20 protein-coding genes and 2 pseudogenes are annotated in these 17715 nt (G+C 62.9%); 8 read left to right on the forward strand and 14 right to left on the reverse strand.

The window, feature by feature from the left end; genetic code table 11:
- Positions 1-21: 21 nt before the first annotated feature.
- The 4 genes from rlmN to def are packed head-to-tail and all read right to left on the reverse strand — an operon-like array spanning position 22 to position 3584.
- Positions 22-1113: a dual-specificity RNA methyltransferase RlmN gene (gene rlmN / locus HOLFODRAFT_RS0210915; protein ID WP_005031355.1), complete on the reverse strand. Its 1092-nt coding sequence runs from the start codon at positions 1111-1113 to the stop codon at positions 22-24.
- Positions 1110-2150, reverse strand: a complete 1041-nt coding sequence (locus tag HOLFODRAFT_RS0210920) for a potassium channel family protein (RefSeq protein ID WP_005031354.1) — start codon at positions 2148-2150, stop codon at positions 1110-1112. Before HOLFODRAFT_RS0210920 ends, rlmN begins: the two co-directional genes overlap by 4 nt.
- Positions 2150-3079 carry a methionyl-tRNA formyltransferase gene (locus tag HOLFODRAFT_RS0210925; protein WP_005031353.1) on the reverse strand — a complete coding sequence of 310 codons (930 nt, stop codon included), beginning with the start codon at positions 3077-3079 and terminating at the stop codon, positions 2150-2152. The genes HOLFODRAFT_RS0210920 and HOLFODRAFT_RS0210925 overlap by 1 nt, the downstream gene beginning before the upstream one ends.
- 1 nt (position 3080) lies before the next feature.
- A complete protein-coding gene (gene def / locus HOLFODRAFT_RS0210930) occupies positions 3081-3584 on the reverse strand; it encodes a peptide deformylase (protein WP_005031352.1) in 504 nt (167 codons plus the stop codon).
- Positions 3585-3658: 74 nt separating this feature from the next.
- Between def and HOLFODRAFT_RS0210935 the strand changes: the two genes are divergently transcribed.
- Both HOLFODRAFT_RS0210935 and HOLFODRAFT_RS0210940 read left to right on the forward strand, forming a co-directional pair.
- Positions 3659-5581: a peptidylprolyl isomerase gene (locus HOLFODRAFT_RS0210935; RefSeq protein WP_005031351.1), complete on the forward strand. Its 1923-nt coding sequence runs from the start codon at positions 3659-3661 to the stop codon at positions 5579-5581.
- Between the two features lie 136 nt (positions 5582-5717).
- Entirely contained in the window at positions 5718-6308 is a 591-nt protein-coding gene (locus HOLFODRAFT_RS0210940; RefSeq protein WP_005031350.1) for a peroxiredoxin, read from the forward strand.
- 76 nt (positions 6309-6384) lie between these two features.
- Here HOLFODRAFT_RS0210940 and HOLFODRAFT_RS0210945 read toward each other — a convergent pair whose 3' ends face one another.
- The 4 genes and pseudogenes from HOLFODRAFT_RS0210945 to ybeY form a co-directional block, all read right to left on the reverse strand.
- On the reverse strand, positions 6385-7116 hold the full coding sequence (locus HOLFODRAFT_RS0210945; protein WP_005031349.1) for a YebC/PmpR family DNA-binding transcriptional regulator: 732 nt from the start codon (positions 7114-7116) through the stop codon (positions 6385-6387).
- A gap of 47 nt (positions 7117-7163) precedes the next feature.
- Positions 7164-7817, reverse strand: coding sequence for a hypothetical protein (locus HOLFODRAFT_RS0210950; RefSeq protein ID WP_026939249.1), 654 nt, complete (start codon positions 7815-7817; stop codon positions 7164-7166).
- Between the two features lie 141 nt (positions 7818-7958).
- A complete protein-coding gene (locus tag HOLFODRAFT_RS25295; RefSeq protein ID WP_244432616.1) occupies positions 7959-8306 on the reverse strand; it encodes a hypothetical protein in 348 nt (115 codons plus the stop codon).
- Between the two features lie 36 nt (positions 8307-8342).
- Positions 8343-8702, reverse strand: a pseudogene (ybeY, locus tag HOLFODRAFT_RS25800) (rRNA maturation RNase YbeY); the annotation flags it as partial.
- A gap of 222 nt (positions 8703-8924) precedes the next feature.
- Here ybeY and HOLFODRAFT_RS23080 point away from each other — a divergent pair.
- A complete protein-coding gene (locus HOLFODRAFT_RS23080; RefSeq protein ID WP_158412947.1) occupies positions 8925-9500 on the forward strand; it encodes a 16S rRNA (guanine(527)-N(7))-methyltransferase RsmG in 576 nt (191 codons plus the stop codon).
- On the opposite strand, the gene HOLFODRAFT_RS0210965 is transcribed toward HOLFODRAFT_RS23080, so the two are convergent.
- The 3 genes from HOLFODRAFT_RS0210965 to HOLFODRAFT_RS24525 all read right to left on the reverse strand — a co-directional run bounded on the left by HOLFODRAFT_RS0210965 (position 9490) and on the right by HOLFODRAFT_RS24525 (position 12329).
- Complete coding sequence (locus tag HOLFODRAFT_RS0210965; RefSeq protein WP_158412948.1) at positions 9490-10521, reverse strand: LysM peptidoglycan-binding domain-containing protein; 1032 nt, start codon at positions 10519-10521, stop codon at positions 9490-9492. The genes HOLFODRAFT_RS23080 and HOLFODRAFT_RS0210965 overlap by 11 nt on opposite strands.
- Positions 10522-10654: 133 nt before the next feature.
- On the reverse strand, positions 10655-11566 hold the full coding sequence (locus HOLFODRAFT_RS0210970) for a PfkB family carbohydrate kinase (RefSeq protein WP_005031344.1): 912 nt from the start codon (positions 11564-11566) through the stop codon (positions 10655-10657).
- Between the two features lie 16 nt (positions 11567-11582).
- Positions 11583-12329, reverse strand: a complete 747-nt coding sequence (locus HOLFODRAFT_RS24525; protein ID WP_005031343.1) for a Smr/MutS family protein — start codon at positions 12327-12329, stop codon at positions 11583-11585.
- A 192-nt stretch (positions 12330-12521) separates the two neighbouring features.
- Here HOLFODRAFT_RS24525 and HOLFODRAFT_RS24865 point away from each other — a divergent pair, with 192 nt between their 5' ends.
- The 3 genes and pseudogenes from HOLFODRAFT_RS24865 to HOLFODRAFT_RS0210990 all read left to right on the forward strand — a co-directional run bounded on the left by HOLFODRAFT_RS24865 (position 12522) and on the right by HOLFODRAFT_RS0210990 (position 14206).
- Positions 12522-13046, forward strand: a complete 525-nt coding sequence (locus HOLFODRAFT_RS24865) for a hypothetical protein (RefSeq protein ID WP_005031342.1) — start codon at positions 12522-12524, stop codon at positions 13044-13046.
- A pseudogene (locus HOLFODRAFT_RS25805) lies at positions 12950-13901 on the forward strand (IS1595 family transposase). The gene HOLFODRAFT_RS24865 and the pseudogene HOLFODRAFT_RS25805 overlap by 97 nt, the downstream one beginning before the upstream one ends.
- Before the next feature lie 35 nt (positions 13902-13936).
- Positions 13937-14206 carry a hypothetical protein gene (locus HOLFODRAFT_RS0210990; RefSeq protein WP_148300425.1) on the forward strand — a complete coding sequence of 90 codons (270 nt, stop codon included), beginning with the start codon at positions 13937-13939 and terminating at the stop codon, positions 14204-14206.
- A 49-nt stretch (positions 14207-14255) separates the two neighbouring features.
- On the opposite strand, the gene HOLFODRAFT_RS0210995 is transcribed toward HOLFODRAFT_RS0210990, so the two are convergent.
- Genes HOLFODRAFT_RS0210995 through pyrF form a run of 3 tightly spaced genes read right to left on the reverse strand, consistent with a single transcriptional unit; the run spans position 14256 to position 16427 of the window.
- On the reverse strand, positions 14256-15143 hold the full coding sequence (locus tag HOLFODRAFT_RS0210995; RefSeq protein WP_148300426.1) for a hypothetical protein: 888 nt from the start codon (positions 15141-15143) through the stop codon (positions 14256-14258).
- 29 nt (positions 15144-15172) lie between these two features.
- Positions 15173-15706, reverse strand: coding sequence for a hypothetical protein (locus HOLFODRAFT_RS0211000; protein WP_005033036.1), 534 nt, complete (start codon positions 15704-15706; stop codon positions 15173-15175).
- Between the two features lie 13 nt (positions 15707-15719).
- Positions 15720-16427, reverse strand: a complete 708-nt coding sequence (pyrF, locus tag HOLFODRAFT_RS0211005; RefSeq protein ID WP_026939251.1) for an orotidine-5'-phosphate decarboxylase — start codon at positions 16425-16427, stop codon at positions 15720-15722.
- 101 nt (positions 16428-16528) lie between these two features.
- Between pyrF and HOLFODRAFT_RS23095 the strand changes: the two genes are divergently transcribed.
- Positions 16529-17194: an HAD family hydrolase gene (locus HOLFODRAFT_RS23095; protein ID WP_052572543.1), complete on the forward strand. Its 666-nt coding sequence runs from the start codon at positions 16529-16531 to the stop codon at positions 17192-17194.
- Positions 17191-17691, forward strand: a complete 501-nt coding sequence (gene moaC, locus HOLFODRAFT_RS0211015; protein ID WP_005033029.1) for a cyclic pyranopterin monophosphate synthase MoaC — start codon at positions 17191-17193, stop codon at positions 17689-17691. The genes HOLFODRAFT_RS23095 and moaC overlap by 4 nt, the downstream gene beginning before the upstream one ends.
- Positions 17692-17715 lie beyond the last annotated feature (24 nt).

The following is a 17715-nucleotide window of genomic DNA, read 5'->3' on the forward strand; positions in this document are numbered from 1 at the left end:
TTTGATGACCAAGGTCCGTCCTCAGTCCTTGGACCCTTCCAGCTCTGGTTCACGCTTCACCAGCTGCCCGCAGGCTCCCCCCACCTCCTGCCCCCGGCTGCGCCGGATCATGACGGCCACCCCGCTCTGGGTGAGAATGCGGCAGAAGAGGTCCAGGGTCCCCTCCTCCGGGGCCTGATATCCCGCCCCTTCGTGCTCATTGAAGGGGATGAGGTTCACCTTGCTGGGGAGGGCCCTGGCATAGGCTGCCAGGCGATCGGCATCCTCCCGGGAGTCCGTCACGCCCCGCAGCAGGACGTACTCCAGGGTGATCCGCTCCCCCTTGGCCAGGGGGAAGGCCCGGAGGGCCTCGGCCAGGGCCGCCAGGTTCCAGGCCCGGTTCACCGGCATGATGCGGTCGCGGTAGGCGTCGGTTGTGGCATTGAGGGATACCGCCAGGCGGGGGCGGCGCTCATAGCTCCCCAGGCGCCGGATCCCCGGCACCAGACCCGAGGTGCTGAGGGTGATGCGCCGGGGGGGGATGGCCAGTCCCTTGGGATCCGTCAGGATCTCGAAGGCCCCCATCACCTGGGCCAGGTTGTGCAGGGGCTCCCCCATGCCCATGAAGACCAGGTTCACCGGGCGTCCCTCGGGGTGCCGGTGCTGGTTGAGCATGACAACCACCTGCCCCACGATCTCGGCGGCGCTGAGGTTGCGGCGGATGCCCATCTGGCCCGTGGCGCAGAAGGTGCAGCCCATGGCACACCCGACCTGGCTGGAGATGCAGAGGGTCGTGCGGTCGGCATAGGGCATGTGCACGCCCTCCACCTGCTGGCCGTCCCCCAGGAGGAAGGCGTGCTTGGTGGCGCCGTCCTCTGCGGTGCGGGATTCCTGGATAGCGGGCCAGGCTAGGTCCACCTCGGCCTCCAGGCGCTCCCTCAGGGCCTTGGACAGGGTGCTGAACTGGTCCCAGCGGGTCCAGCGATGGACATAGAGGCCCTCGAAAAGCTGGGCCGCCCGAAAGGGCTTCTCCCCGAGCCCCGCCACCAGGGCCTTCAGGGCCTCGCGACAGGCACCGGCCACGTTGGGGCGCCCACCCGAAGCAAGCTCAGGAGCTGGCTGGTCCCAGTTCATGTCCGACGCCTCGGATGCACGGTCACGCCTCGGGCCAGGGTCACGAAGGCCTCCAGGGCGGTGTGGGGCCCCAGCACCAGCAGCACATCCCCTACCTGGAAGGTCTCGCTGCCCTTAGGGTTGAAGCGCAGTCCCTCACCGGCGCGATTGATGCCCACCACCAGGGCGCCCGTGGTGTCCCGGATGCGGGTGTCCCGCAGGGTCAGGCCCGCCAGGGGGGAAGAGGGCGAGACCAGCACGTGCTCCAGGGCCAACTCCAGCTGTTCCTTGCTGTCGACCACCACATCCACGAAGTTGATCATGTCGGGGGCCATGAAGAGGTTGGCCATGCGGCGCCCCCCAATCTCATAGGGGCTCACGATATGGTCCGCCCCGGCGGCCTTGAGCTTGTTCTCGGTGCCCAGCTTGGCGGCCCGGGCCACGATCTCCACATCCGGGGCCATCTGCTTGGCCGTGAGGGTGACCAGCACGTTGTCGGCATCCGAAGCCAGGGCGCTGATGAGCCCCCGGGCCCGCGTCAGGCCTGCACGCGAGAGGATGAGTTCGTCCATGGCGTTGCCCACCAGGAAGATCTCGCCTTCGAAACGGGGGTTGTGGGTCTTGGTCTCATCCTGCTCAATGATGACGAAGGGGATGTCAGCCTGCTTCAGCTCCCAGGCGGCCTGGAAGCCCATCTTGCCGAAGCCGCAAACAATGATGTGATCCTGAAGATCGGCCAGACGTTTTTCCATGCGGCGCTCCCGTAGATAGCCCTGGATGTCCCCCTCCACGATCAAGGCCGTGAGGTTGGACAGGGCGTAAGTCGCGGTGCCCAGGCCCGTGATGAGGTAGAAGATGGTGAAGAACTGGGTGTAGGCGTTGACGTCGCCCATCTCCCGGAAACCCACCGTGAAGAGGGTGGTGATGGCCATGTAGAAACTGTCGAGGGTGCCGAGGTGGGCCAGGAGGTGGTAGCCCAGGGCGCCGGCCAGCACCACGATGAGCAGGAGTGCCAGGGTGTGGCGCAACCGCGCGAGGGGTGGGGAATCCCGCACCATCAGGGGATCCGATCAGCGGTAATGCGGCCTGAGGCCCCCCAGGGCTGGAGGGCCTGGAGGGCGGGCTGGATGGGCTTGCCGGGGCGCTGGAGACCCGTGAGTTCGAGGGCCTGGCCGTCACCGGCGCTGAGCCACGCTCCGCCCTTGTCCCAGCGGAGGGTACCAGGGGTCTCGCCACAGGCCCTGAGGCCTCCCACACCGCAGACCTTGAGACGGAGCTCCCCGAGCGCAAGTTCGACGCCGGGCCAGGGCTGGAGGGCCCTCACCTGCCGGTGCAGGGCCAGGGCGCTCCTGGAGAAGTCCAGGACAGACATGGAACGGTCCAGCTTGGAGGCCACGGTGACCTGGGCCTCGTCCTGGGGGAGGGGGGATAGGGGCCCTGCCAGCAACTCGGGAAGGTGGGCCATCAGCAGGGCGGCGGCATCCTCCGCCAGGGCCCCGAGGAGAGCGTCCGCCGAATCCTCCAGGGTGATGGGGCGGCGGGAGACGGCCAGCACCGGTCCCGCATCCAGTCCCGGCGCAATCTTCATGAGGCTGACGCCGGTCTCGGAATCTCCGCTGAGGATGGCGTGGTTCACCGGCGCCGCACCCCGCCAGCGGGGCAACAGTGAGAAGTGGAGGTTCCAGGGGGAGCAGCCATCCAGCATCCAGGTGGGCAGGATGTGACCGTAGGCCACCACGATGGCCAGATCGATGCCCAGGCTCTCCCAGAGCGACCGGGTTTCCGGCAGCTTCCAGCTCTCGGGCTGGTGCACAGGCAGGCCTAGCTCCAGGGCCGCCTGCTTGACGGGGGGAGCTTCCAGCTTCCGACCCCGCCCCTGGGGGCGGTCCGGATTGGCAAAGACCGCCGCCACGGGATGGGCGGCAGCCAGGGCACGGAGGACTGGGACTGCAACGGCAGGAGTGCCCAGGAAGGCGATGCGGGCCATCCTAGCCCCTGTTCAGCTTCTGGTACTTCCGCTGGATCAGGCCTCGCTTCACAGGCCCAAAATACTCCACAAAGAGCTTGCCCCGCAGATGGTCAATCTCGTGGCAGAAGGCCCGGGCCAGGAGATCCTCCCCCACCCGTTCCTCCCAGGTGCCATCCGGCCGACGGTTCTTGAGCCAGACCTTCTTGGGGCGCTCCAGGATCTCGGTGATGCCGGGCACCGAAAGGCAGCCTTCCGAGCCCTTCTGCACCCCTTCACTGGCGGTGATCTCGGGATTGATGAGCACGATCTTCTGGGTCGGATCCTGACCGCAGGAGGTGTCGATGACCACCAGATTGAGGTTGATGCCGAGCTGGGGAGCCGCCAGGCCTACCCCTTCCTCAGCCAGGGTGGTCTCGAACATGTCCTCCACGAGCTGCTGCAGCTCGGGGGTCCATTCGCCGATATCGGCGCTGTTCTGCTTGAGTCGGGGGTCTCCCCAGGTGATCACAGGTCGTACAGTCATGCATTCCTCGGATACTCAGTTTAGGCCATCGGGGGAACCTTTGATAATCTAGGAAGTTCTGACTTGGAGTTCCCATGCTTCGCAATTTCCGGCAGGTGTTCAAGGGCAGCAAGACACCCATGACCGTAGTGATGGGTGTCGTGCTACTGGGGCTGGTGGCCTATCTGGCACCCAGCGGTGCGGATCGTGAGGCCCCGGACAACGTGCTGGCGCGGGTCTATGGCCGCGACGTTCTTCGGCGTGAAGTGGAACAGAAGGTGGCCGACACGGTCCGCCGTCTGGGCAAGCAGGTCAATCTGGAGACCATGGGAGCCTATCTCCAGTCCCAGGCCCTGGAGTCCCTGGTGGGACAGAAGCTGGCGGAGGAACTGGCGGAGCGCCACGGCATCGTGGTGACCGACGCCGAGGTGGCCGCCGCCCTGGAAGCCCGCCTGCGGATGTACCCCATCTTCCTTCAGAACGGCAGCCTGCGAAGCACCAGCGAAATCAACGGCATCCTCAAGGAGAGCGGCACCAGCCTGAACATCTGGGAGAAGGAAGTGCGCCTGGAACAGGCCGTGACCAAGCTGAAGGCCCAGGCAGCCGCCAGCATCCCCGTGGATGAGGCCTGGGTTGAGCGTGAGAACCGGACCCGCAACGAGAAGATATCCTTCGAGTCCGTCACCCTGGCGCCGGATGCCTCTGCCGTCGCCGATCCCGGTGATGCCAGGCTCCAGGCCCTCCTGACATCCTCTGGGGCCCGATTCCAGGTGGGCCCCCGCCGAGTGATCCAGTACATCAGCGTCCAGCCCGGCGATTTCGGGAACTCCCTCCAGCCGGATGAGGCTTCCATCAAGGCCGCCTACGAGTCCCGCCAGGCCCAGTACCTTGAGCTGAAGGCCAGCCACATCCTCTTCCTCGCGAAGAGCGACGCGGAGTATCTGGAGGCCACCCAGAAGGCCGAGGCCCTTCGCGAAAAGCTGTTGACCGGCCAGGATTTCAACAAGGCCGCTCTGGAACAGAGCCAGGATCCCAGCGCCAAGAGCAATCGGGGTGAGCTGGGCTGGTTCAAGCTGGCCACCATGGACAAGGGGTTTTCCGAGGGGGCCAGGGCCCTCAAGGAGGGGGAGATCAGCCGCCCCGTCCGCTCCTCCTTCGGCATCCATCTGATCAAGCTGGAAGGACGCAAGACCAAGACCCTCGACGAGGTTAAAGCCGAGCTGAGCGCCCAGCTCCTCCAGGACCGTTTCATCGCCCGCGCCAAGGATCGCCTGGAGCAGGTCCGCAAGGCCGCCGGTGCCAAGGGGGACCTTTCGGCCCCTGCCCGCAACCAGAGCCTCAAGGTCCAGCTTTCAAACCCCCTCCTGGATGAACCCGGCACCAAGGTGGAGGGATTGGGCGAGGCCGATCCCATCCTGGCCGAGGTCTTCGGGCTCAAGGTCGGGCAGGTTTCCAAGGTCCTGCCCCTGGGCAACCGCTTCGTCCTGTTCCGGGTCCAGGAGGAGCGCCCCGTCGCAGTGCCGCCCCTCAAGGAAATCCGCGACCGAGTCCTGGCCGCCTTCCGAATGGAAGAAAGCCGCCGCCTGACCCTCGAATCCGCCAAGACCAAGCTTCAGGGCGGCGACCTGAAGGCCCTGGGAACAACCGCCACCCAGCAGGCAGTCAACCTTGCCTCCCTGAATGAACTGGCCCAGCACTCCGGCATCCGCCGGGCGCTGCTGGACACCGCTGTCGGTCAGACCACCCCGATTCTCTGGACGCCAGACGGCAAGCTGTGGGTGGCGAAGATCACGGCCCGCATCCCTGCCAACCCCCTGAACTTCGAATCCCGCCACGCCCTCGTGGCCGAACTCCAGGGCAGGGAATCCATCAAGCTCCTCCAGACTGAACTCCAGGCCCTCGACACCCAGGGTCGCCAGAAGCCGGGCTTCAGCTCCCTCTGGGGACGCTTCCGGGGCATCTGGGTCAACCAGGAGGCCCTGAGCCGCACCCGCTCCGCCCAGACCGAAGCAGAATAGCTTCCCGCACCCCAAGAGCGGCCTTCTGACCCATACGGGAGTCAGGAGGCCGCTTTCGTCTGTCACAGATCACCCGGGAATTGAGACTAAGTAGCAGTCAGCAAACCGGACGTGACCCGGCGAATGGGGAGGAACCATGACTGCCTTCGTGACTCAGCCTGCACCCGACTTCAAGGCCGACGCCCTTGTGGACGGGCAGTTCGTTGATAACTTCAGCCTCAGCCAGTTCAAGGGGAAGAAAGTGGTGCTCTTCTTCTACCCCCTGGACTTCACCTTTGTCTGCCCTACAGAAATCCTGGCTTTCTCCGATGCCATCGGGGAGTTCAAGGAACGGAATACCCAGGTGGTGGGCGTAAGCGTAGACAGCAAGTTCAGCCACTGGGCCTGGGCCAACACCGAGCGCAAGACCGGAGGCATTCAGGGCATCGCCTACCCTCTGGTTTCGGACATCAACAAGACCATCGCCGCCGACTACGGCGTGCTCCTGGGCAAGGGCGTAGCCCTCAGGGGGCTCTTCATCATCGATGCCGACGAGCAGCAGACCCTTCGCCATATCACCGTCAACGACCTTCCCCTGGGTCGAAACGTGGAGGAGGTGCTGAGAGTCCTGGACGCCATCGACTACACCAACGAGCACGGAGAGGTCTGCCCAGCCAATTGGCACAAGGGCGAGAAGGCCCTCACGCCCACCTTCGATGGGCTGAAGGAATACTCGGGCGGAAAGTAGGTCACACGCGGAGACGCGGAGGGCGCGGAGAGAAAGATTCTTTCTCCGCGCCCTCCGCGTCTTCGCGTGACAGCAATCAGTCTTCAGGCTCGTCGTACTCGGCGTTGTGCCAGACGTTCTGCACGTCATCGTTGTCTTCGAGCAGATCGATGAGCTTCAGGAAGCTCTTGAGCTTGTCGTCGGGGATGGCGGCAGAGGTGGAGGCCGCCTTGATGATCTGGGACTCCAACACGGGCAGACCGGCGGCATCCACGGCATCCTTGACCGCCTGGTAGGCTTCGGGAGCCGTGGTGATGATCCAGGCCTCGTCCTGCCTCTCGACATCGTCAGCACCGGCCTCCAGGGCCACTTCCATGATCCTGTCCTCGTCCACGCTGGGATCGACCACGATCTGGCCCTGCTTGGTGAACATGTAGGACACGGAGTTAAGGGCACCCAGGTCGCTGCCGAACTTGGCGAAGTAGCTGCGGATCTCTGGCGTGGTGCGGTTCTTGTTGTCAGTCAGGGCCTCAACGATGATGGCAGCACCGCCAGGGCCATAGCCCTCGTACTGAACCTCTTCGTAGCTGACCCCGTCCAGATCGCCGGTGCCCTTCTTGATGGCCCGCTCCCAGTTGTCCTTGGGCATGTTGCTGGCCTTGGCCTGATCCACAGCCAGGCGCAGGCGGGGGTTGGCACCGACATCACCACCACCCAGACGGGCAGCCACGGTGATTTCCTTGAGGATGCGCGTAAAGATCTTGCCGCGCTTGGCATCGGCCGCACCCTTCTTGTGCTTGATCGTTGACCATTTATTGTGGCCGGACATGCTGAGACTCCCGATTAAAATCCTACTAATTACACACAGAGCATAGGTTAACCACGAATACCGCGTTTCGAAACCCGAGCATAGGGTGGGGGCTCCTGCCGGAGCATGGGGCGCTCCAGGAGGAACTGGTACCACTGCTCGCCGTAGACCTTCATCTTCATCGGTTTGTTGTTCTGGATCAGGGTGAGATTGCTCTGGAGACGGTCATCGCCCTTGCAGAAGGTCAGCCCACGGCCCAGTACCTCAATGGCCTTGTCCCGCTCCCGCATCTCCATGAGGACGTACGCGTAGACGGCGTACACGAGGCTCTCCTTCTTGCCTGACTTCATGGCCAGTTCGAAGGTCTTCCGTGCCTCAGCCTTTTCCCCGCGCTTCCACTGGAGGATGCCGAGCATCGACTTGGCGATGTAGTGGTTCATGGCGGCGGAGCGAAGGAGGGGTTCGGCCTCCTCGTTCTTTTTGCGGAGGTACTGAATCACGCCGATCTGGCCATCAATGGAACCCTTGACCAGGAACTGCCAGCGCGAGAAGCGGTAGCCCTCCTTCATGATCGCGATGGCGGGATCGAACTGCTGTTTCTTCAGGAGTTCCCCAGCGCGATTAAAGATCTTCTCAAGCTCCCCCTGGACCCTCCGGCCGAGGTAGATGAAGAGGCCAATTCCAGCAATGATCCCCAGAGGCAGGGAGATCAGGATATGCATCTTCAACAATGTGAGAAATAAGACAACAACAAGGGCCGCACCGAGGCCCAGCATTACGTGGATCACAGATTCTCCCAGGAAGACCCGGATGGGGCCAATCGCCTATTTTACCTTTTCCAGAGCAGCCAAGCCACAGGAGCTTTAGGAGATGACACCGCTGCGAACCCGGACGGCACGCTTACGCCGCACCGGCCGCTTGGGCGCTGCTGCTGGGGCCGCCGAAGCCGCTGCCACCTTGCGAGGCCGCCCGGGGCCCCGAGTGGCCTTCGCCTTGGGGGCTGGCGCCTCGGCCGCCTTCTTGGCGGGCTTGACCTTCTTGACTTCCTGGCTCCGGGCCAGAGCCTTGGCGGCCCGCCCCGTCACCACGACCCTGGAGCCACTCTTCAAGACCTTGACCTTGCTGCCAGGCTTCCGCCCCCGCTTCAAGGACATGGGCAGAGGCTCCTCTTCCAGCAGCTCCCGCTCCAGCTTGGCCTGAAGCTCCAGCATCTCCCCTCCATCCGTTTCATGGTCGTGCCCACACAAATGGAGGAATCCATGGATAACCAGGGTCTCTATCTCCCTTTTGCGGCTGACCCCGAGTTTTTTTGCCATTTTCTCTGCCACAGGCAGGCTGATGACCAAATCTCCCAGGTGCTGGAAGGCCCCTTTTTCCGGTTCAGCCGGGAAGCTCAGAATATCGGTAGTCTGGTTGATTCCGCGGTGTTCCCGGTTCAACCTCCGCATGACGCGGTCGTCGACGTAGGAGATGGAGAGGCCCTCTGCCTGGGGAGCGAGCTGCTGCCGAAGTCCCTCCAGAAGCGCCCCCAGGGACCTTTCCCCGGGCCCCCTAAGCTTGCTTCGGGAAGACCAATCAACTTTGAATTCAACAACTTTTCCATTCATTTCGACTCCCTTCGTATTCGTTCTCTAGTCTGATTGCAGAATTATTGGTAAAAAGCCTTGGAATGTCAACGCCTAAAGACGATTATGGCTATGAATATACAAGACATCCCAGCATCTATTAGGGCCTTCCCCCGGCAGGAGTCCCCCCCTCCCAATGGCTTCCCGAGCTTGGCCCTGGCGGCGATCACCAGCATCCGATACTTTTATTGCATGACCACTGCTATGTTCCCCCCTACTGATCCCCGTCTCGACCAATACTTGGCATTGCTGGACCGGTGGAATAGAACCCATGCCCTGACGGCACTCCCGCCAGAAGTGCGCTTCGAGGAGCTGGTGCTGGATTCGGCAGCTCTTCTACCGCATCTGGCGCATCTTCCCCCCGGCGCCCTTGTGGCAGATTTCGGCACAGGCATGGGGATCCCCGCCACCGTTATCGCGATCTGCCGCCCCGATCTGCGGGTGGCGGCCATCGACAAGGTCGGGAAGAAGATGGCTTTTGTCCGGCAGGCAGTCCTGGAACTCGGGTTGGACAACCTGAAGCCCTGCCCAGGCTTGGCCGAGAACCTCCCCCCTCTCCAGGCCCAGGCTGGCGTGGCCAAGGCCGTGGGCACGCTGGAACTCCTGATGGGCTGGTGGGGGCGCCACAGTGCTCCCAGCGCCCCCTTCTTCGCCATGAAGGGGCCAGACTGGGCTGCGGAGCCCAAACCAAAGGGGTGGACCTGTGTGGCCCACCCCTACCGTCTTCCCACCCGAGGTGAGAGGGTTGTGATCGAACTGAGGCCCGATATCAACGGGTGACAATGTCTCCCACGTGCATCTCCTCGACACTGCGCAGGATGCGGCAGGTGGAGAAGTTTTCGCCATCCCGGACCACCATCAACTGGCCCAGGTAGCGGTTGGTCTTCTCTGTGGAGTTGTTCACATTCCAAGTCACTTCCCGGATCGACAGGAGGACATTGCCCACCGCCAATCCATCCTTGATCCCCTTGTCGATGATCACGAGATCACCGCCGCTGAAGGATTCGTGATTCTCCCTGGAGTAGATGACCTTGCCCACGGTCTTGCCCATGGGAATAGGCTCGGCGATATCCTTCCGGAGACGCAGCGGGATGTTGGCGGGTTCTGCGTATTCGGCAAGATGATCGCCCACTTCGATCCCGTCCATGGACTTCTCAATCAGGGCGATGGATCCCTTGGGGTTGACCTTGAGGATCCGCACCACGCCACACTGCTGCATCACGTCGCCGACCGAACCCCATCCCCGGGCGTCGTCAGGGTGGGGAATCTTCCTTGCCGCCACCTTGAGGATGATCATGCGGGTGCCTTCTTTGACGCCCCGATCCTGGCCTCCGTCCAGATAGATCCGGTCACCATCCCCGAGGTTCTGGCGCACGGGATTGTCGCTGTCCACGATCTTGAGCGCCTTGAGGGCGGCCAAGTGGGCCTCGGCACCTTCCGGCACAAGGTAGGGAAGCTGGATGAAGTCCTGGAAGGTATACGCCCACTCCGGAACAGCGGGTTTCGGGGTCAGGCTCCGATCCGGCTGGAGATTCAGGACATCGTCACCGGCCCTGGGGGGCGCTCCGGCCCCGCCGACGACACGTACCGCCGGAATCGTGAGAGGGTCCCCAGGATAGATCCAATGGGGATCCTTGACCCACTTGTTCTGTTCCCAGATCTTGGGCCAAGCGTAGGGGTTGCTCAGGTATTTGTTCCCGAGATCCCAGAGTGTATCGCCCTTCTCCACAAGGTGAAGCTGGGCATCTGTCGGCAGCACGACCTCCTTCGGGTAGTCCCACTTGGAGAAGTGTGGGGCCACTTTGATTGGCTCCCCGACTCGGGGAGGCTCGACGTCCTGGGCGGCCAAAGCAAGGGCCACGCAAGTCATCATTGTGAACGCACACAGCCGGGTTCGCTGATGCATCGGTTTCTCCCATGGAAAGGCAAATGAATTATAGCCCATTCACCCGAATCATCGCGGAAAAAGCTTTCAGACGTTCTCTTATCGCCTCTTCGGTCACAACTTCTAAATTTTGGGTTCCGAATCTTTCCACCGTGAAGCTGGCCAGGACTGCACCTCGGAGGATAGCGCACTTGAGCGTGTCCAGATCCATCCGCCCTTCCCGAGCCAGATGCCCCAGGAAGCCACCGGCAAAGGTATCTCCAGCGCCGGTGGGATCAAAGACATCCTCCAGGGGAAAGGCCGGGGCGATGAACACTTCGCTCGGCGTCATGAGGACGGCGCCGTATTCTCCGCGCTTGACCACCAGGATCTGGGGCCCCATGGCCTGGATCTTCCGGTAGGCCTTCAGAAGGTTGTGCTCACCGGCCAGGGCTCGGGCCTCGCCCTCGTTCACCAGCAGGATGTCAACCTCTCGGAGGGTCTCCTTCAGGGCCTCGGGAGCCCCCTGGATCCAGAAGTTCATCGTGTCCATGGCAATCCAACGGGGACGGTGGGCCATCTGCCGCACGACATCAAGCTGGAGCACCGGATCAATATTCCCCAGGAAGAGGTAGGGCGCGCTCTGGAATGCCGATGGCAATTCCGGGTGGAACCCGGCGAAGACATTCAGATGGGTCTCAAGGGTCTGGGCTTCGTTGAGATCGAACCCGTAGGCCCCCTTCCAACGAAAGCTCTGGCCCGGCTTGCGGACCAAGCCCGCCAGGTCGATGGGCCGCCCCTCGAAGACCTGATAGTGCTCGGGTCCGAAGTCCTCCCCTACCACAGCAACCACCTGGACAGGATGGAAGCGGCTTGCGCTGAGAGAGAAGTAGCTCGCCGAGCCCCCCAGCACGCGGTCCTGCTTTCCAAAGGGCGTTTCCAGATCATCAAAGGCAACACTGCCGACAACAAGCAGACTCATGAATGGCTCCAGGGTTTCAGGGCTTTCCGAGGTACAGGATCCAGGCCGATGCCCCACCCATGGGAATGGGGGCCTGGGCGTAGCGTTCAATGGTGCGGGGACCCACAGTTGTGAGGAAGTCCAGGAAGGCTTCCCGCCGTTCCTCGGTATCCCCCAGCGTCACATGCAGGGTCCGCCATCCGAGACACACGCTATCCAGGACCCGCTCCTTGAGACGCTCCCGCGCATCGGCGATGGAATGCCCTCGGAGATCAATGGCACCATCCACCTCAATGGCCATGCCAGCGGCCAGGTGAATGCGCCGGGGAGCGGGAGGGGCCGCCTCTGACTCAAGTGGAACAGGAGGCGCCGCCACCGGTTCCGGGGGAGCCGGGGGAGGCTCGGGGACCGGAGGCGCCGCCTGGACGGCCAGCACCTCGGGAGCAGGCTCCTCTTTTCTTTCAGCCTTTTCCACCACCTCCGAGCGCCCAATGCCCTTCATGCCCTTGAGGGAAGCCATGGCCTCACCAAAATCTTCATCCCTGGGCTTTTCGGGAGGAGCCGCCACTGGATTCGGGGACGCCACCACCGGAGCCTTCCTGGGAGTCTTGGCCTGGGACTTGGCCCCCATGGCCATGAGGAAGAGGGCATCCTCTTCCTCCATAGGCTTGACCTCTTCAGGTTTCTTCGGGGCCACCTTGGGAGGCGGCGAGGCCTTGGGGGGTTCCCCTTCTATGGCCTTGAGATCCTGCTTGATCTTGGCCAACGACTGTTTCCAGGCCATGACTTCCTCCTAAGCGTTGGCACCAGAGTATCGCCCGGTGTTGCATCCACGCCACACATGAAGCATTTCGCGCCACTCCAATCCGTGGGTTCCGAAGCTCAGGCGACGCCCCAAACACCCACAAGAGCCTATATTTGGTGCGTGGAATCAAATGGCCCGCCCTTTGCCTGGGCTACCCCCCTGAGGTGATTCATGTCGCGCATCCAACTCCCCCTCTTCCTCCTCTTGGGCGCCAGCCTGGCAGCCCAGACCCAGGAACCTCGCATCGGGCTGGGTCTCAATCTTTCATTCCCCACGGGAGCTTTCAGCCAGAGCACCTATGTCGGCCAGACCTATACCGAGAGGGAGACCTACGATATGGGCATCGGCGGCCAGATCAGCGCCAGCTTCCCCCTTGACCAGCATGTGGCTTTCCGGGCCGTCCTCGCGGGGCAGTACCATTCGGGAGAAAACAGGGCCGTGGGGTATGACGACATCAATCTGGAGCACAGCATCGTCAGCCTAGGTGGTGAAATACACATCCCGATTATCCATGTATCTCCGAAACCTCTGGGTGAGGCGGGTTTTGGACAGGATTTGTCGCGCCATGGGACCGAACCTTCGAGTCATGGGGGTGTTCCATGGCGATCAATCGGATCCAGTTCCAGAAGGGTCTGTCCTTTCGGGATTTCCAAGCCCGGTATGGCACAGAAGTGCAGTGCAGGGACGCAATGGTGAAGGCAAAGTGGCCACACGGGTTCCAATGCCCGAAGTGTGGTAGTGGCGGGGCTTACTTCTTGGTTCCTCGGCAGTTGTTCCAGTGCAAGGCTTGCCACCACCAGACATCTGTCACCGTGGGGACCGTCATGGAGTCCAGCCACCTCCCACTGAGGACCTGGTTCGAGGCCATGTATCGGCTTTCACACGGCAAACACTCCATTTCTGCCCTGGAACTCAAGCGTTATCTGGGTGTCAGATACCCCACTGCCTACTACCTGAAGCAGAAGATCCTTTGCGGCCATGAGTGCTGCGGAATCGAGCCGGAAGCTCAAGGATCGGGTTGAGATCGATGATGCCTATGCGGGTGGAGCTACCCACGGAGGCAAGCGTGGCCGTGGGGCTCCCGGGAAGCAGCCCTTCCTGGTTGCGGTCCAAACAGCGATGGAGAACCACAGGCAGGTCATCTATACCGTGCTCAAAGCCGTGACGGACTTCAAAATTGAGACGATCGAGGCATGGGCCAAGAAGGCCCTGGACCCTGGAACTCACGTCGTATCGGATGGCCTTCACTGCTTTCGTGGCGTGGCCGCATCTGGAGCCTCCCACGAACCCATCAAAAGTGAAGGGGGTTGGAAGGGTTCCAAGATGGAGGCCTTTCAGGCCGTGAACACCGTCATCTCCAACCTGAAGGGCAACATCCTCGGCGTCTGTCGCTGGTGCAGCGCCCGGCATCTGCCCAGATACCTTGCCGAACACCAGTTCCGTTTCAATCGCCGCTTCAACCTCCAGGCCATCTTCCCTGCCTTGTTCGCCGCAGTCACAAATACCCCGCCTCACCCTGTCCGCCTCCTGGTTTCGGAGGCATGTGGATAATCGGAATACACATTTTCCCGGAGAGCGCCTACCGAATGCGAGGGCCCTACCTTTTCGGCGGGTTGTCGGCCGACTTCGAGCGCTTTGACAGAAGCTATGGCGAGGTCAATTACGACGACACATACACCACCCACAAGTCACGCCTGGGGGGCACCCTGGGCTTCGGGCACACCTTCCCCATGGGGGGAAGCTCCCGCTGGGTCCTTGAGGCCGCTTACCACACGTCTCTGACGGGGGCCGACACGGACGCGGGGGACCCCCCGGCCACATCCTTCGTGAGAGTGATGGTGGGGTGGGTATTCTGACAGTAGGCCTTGGCCATGGGTGTGGGACCAAGGTGGGCCCGTCTTCGAATCAGCGGCGCTTCGAGCTTTTCTTCTTGGCCTTGGCCGGGCTGGCATCCTTCGTGGGAGTCGATTCCTCGGAGCCTGCCAGGGAGCTGACGAACTCGGCACAGCCGGGATTGGAGGGATCCAGGCGCTTGAGGCGCCGGGCATAAGCTAGACGGTCGAAGAAGGGCTTGGTCTCGTCCACCCGCACCTGGGGCAATTTCTCGGCAACGTACTTGGCGCTGGAGCCCACCTGGGATATTTCCAGCTTCTCCTTCTCAAGGAAGGTCTTCCACTCTTCCAGGGACTTCTCATACGCCACCCGGACATTGCGGATCTGGGAGAGCAGGCCATCGATCTCCTTCAGGGCCTTCTCGCTGTGGTCGATGGCAGTGCGGTGCTCCTCCAGGAAGGCGCGGATCTGACCCCGCAGCTTCATCTGGGCCTCGGTCAGACCGGGCTGGGCCTCCAGATCCTTGAGGCGCTTCTCCTGCTGGGCCACGGCGCCCTTCCAGTCCTGGAGCTTCTGCTCGTGCTCCTTGCGAACCTTGCCAAAGGTCGCCTCTGCGTTGTTCAGGTTCTCGGCGGCGGTGGAACTGGCCTTCTGGAGGTATAGAACGGCATCCTCCCAGGCACCGTCCAGCACACAGGCCCGGGCGGCCACATCCATGGCCCCCACCAGGGCACGCATCTCGTTGTAGTCAGAGGGATTCACAGCAGCCCCCTCCTTCTGGATCACGGCCTCTGCCGCCTTCCTCACCCCGGAGCCATCTCCCTTCTCCAGCCGTTTCTCCCAGGTTGCATAGTTCTCCCGGAACCGGTCAGAGACGGACTGCGCACCACCGGGAAGCACCATCAAAGTGGCGAGGATCAGAGGACGGACGAGCAGCATGACAGCGACCTTTCTTTTCAAGAGTCTTTCCTAAGACTATCCCACCATTTTCATCCGGGATGGTGCAGGTTGGGGCTGCGCTCGAAGATCAATGTCATCAGGCGCTCCAGTTCGTCCACCATCAGGAATCTCAGGTGCACCTGCCGCATTGGCCCCTCCTGGTCCCCAGTGATCACGAAGAAGAAACGGTGCTTCTCGACATCCTTGACCTGCTTCCAGGTCAAGCGACCGGCCCCGAGCTTTCGCGCCAGAGGCCCGGGAAGGGAGTCGAAGTCCACCACGATCCCAAGCTCGTCCACCAGGACATGGCACCCTTCGATGAGCATCAGCCCCATGATTGCCAGCAGAAGGAGCGCTCCGGCAGCAAGACATGCCCCGATGGAAACGCCCATGATGATCCACAGGCCGAGCGTCGCCTCCTGGGAGGCCTCAGCCACTCGGATGGTCCAGAGGAGGCGGGGGAGCCCCTGGACGAGGAGCAGCATGGCCCGGATCCCTATCATCAATGAACCGGCACAGAGGAGCACGGCGATGGCACGCTGGGCAGCGCTGGGACGGAAGACGAGGGGGGTGGCGCTGCTCATGGCTTTGGCGATTCTAGGCGAGAGCCATGTCCGCCAGGATGCGGTCAGCGGCCTCCGCGGGGTCCGGAGCATGGGTAATGGGACGCCCCACCACCAGCCAAGTGGATCCATTCCGTAGTGCCTGGTCCGGGGTCACGACCCGGGCCTGATCCTGGGAATCCGCCCCCCGGGGACGAATTCCGGGGGTCAGGAAGGAGAAGCCGCTGCCACAGGCCTGACGGAGCTGGGTGACCTCCAAGGCAGAGCAGACCACGCCATCAGCTCCATGGCGCTGGGACAGGGTGGCGAGATTGAGGGCCAGCTCCGCAGGCTCCATGGCGAGGCCATAGGCGGCGAGAGCCTCCCGATCCAGGCTCGTCAGCACCGTCACGGCCAGTAGTTCTGTCTGCCCCCCCCGGCCCCTATGGGCCCGGACAGCCTCGGCAGCGGCCTGGATCATGCTCGGCCCCCCCTGGGCATGGATGTTGATCAGCCGGGGGTCCAGGGGCAGGAGGGTCTCCAGAGCCCGCTTCACCGTGGTGGGGATATCGTGCAGTTTCAGGTCAAGGAAGACGGGGGCAAAACGCTGGACGGACTTCACAAAGGCGGGTCCCTCGGCGCAGAAGAGCTCCAAGCCGATCTTGAGCATCCCGACCCGCCCCTTCAGGGCTTCCGCCAGCCTCAGGGCCTCCGAGGCACTGGGCACATCGAGAGCCACCACTAGGCGTTCGGTCGGGGACATGGGATTTGTCATCGGGACTCCATCCATCAGGGAGCCCATTGTCTCAGGGATCCGCCTCAATGGGAGTCCCGTTGATAGGATGGAGAGGTTGGGAGGCCCTTTTGAAGCTGATCGTCTGGGATTTTGATGGAACTCTGGTGGACAGCCGTCCCCTCATCGAGGCCGGCATGACCCATGCCCTGGATAAGCTGGGCCTGCCCAGAACCCTCATGCAGGAGTGGCTCAAATACGTGGGGCTGCCGGTGGAGGTCGGCATCCAGCGCAGCTTTGGCTCCCTCGGATTGAGCTTTGATGAGGTCCTGAAGGCTTACCGGGGGTTTGGTCATGCCGAGCACGAGGGCCTCCTGCGCGCCTTCCCTGGCATGGACGACCTGCTTTCCGAACTGGCACAAAAGGGCATCCCCATGGCCCTGGCCACCTCCAAGCGCACCTTGCCCCTTCTCAGGCAGTTGGAGCGCCTTGGGTGGACTGGCCGCTTCGATCCCATAATCACCCCGGATCAAGTCACCCACGGGAAGCCCCACCCCGAGAGTCTGGAGCGCTGTCTGGCCGCCCATGACCTGAAGCCCGAAGAGGCGGTCATGGTGGGGGACACCCCCTTCGATATGGAAATGGCCCAGCGGGCCGGGGTACCCCGGGTTGCGGTTGGACACGGATTCTACGATCAGGCCAGCATGATGGATTACACTCCCTTAGCCTTCGCGCCGGATACCCAGGCCCTGAGGGCCACTCTCCTTGAACTCTTCCCCGCCCCGGAGGCCCAATGAATCCCTTGACCCATCTGGACGCTGAGGGGCGTCCCACCATGGTCGATGTCTCGGACAAGGCCATCACCCGACGACGGGCCGTAGCTGTGGGATGCCTGGAACTGAGTGAGGACTGTGCGGAGGCCCTGACCCAGGGTGGTGGGCCCAAGGGTGACCCCTGGTCTGTGGCTCGCATCGGCGCCATCGGCGGGGTCAAGCGCACCGCTGATCTCATCCCCCTGGCCCACCCCCTGACTGTCGATGGCGTCACGGTGGCCCACCACTGGGAGGCCCAGACCCGCCGGGCCTGGCTGCGGGTGGAGGTCTCGGTGGAAGGCCGGACCGGCATTGAGATGGAGGCCATCGCCGGGGTCTCGACGGGGCTGCTGGTGCTTTACGACATGCTCAAGGCCGTAAGCCACGAGATGGTGCTGGGGCCGGTCCGCCTTCTACGCAAGGAGGGTGGGCGCCGGGGCACGATCACTTGGCCCTGGGCGGAGTGCCCCTGGACGGAATAAATACTGTTCCGGGGGGACCGCCCG

Source organism: Holophaga foetida DSM 6591 (assembly GCF_000242615.2).
GTDB lineage: Bacteria > Acidobacteriota > Holophagae > Holophagales > Holophagaceae > Holophaga > Holophaga foetida.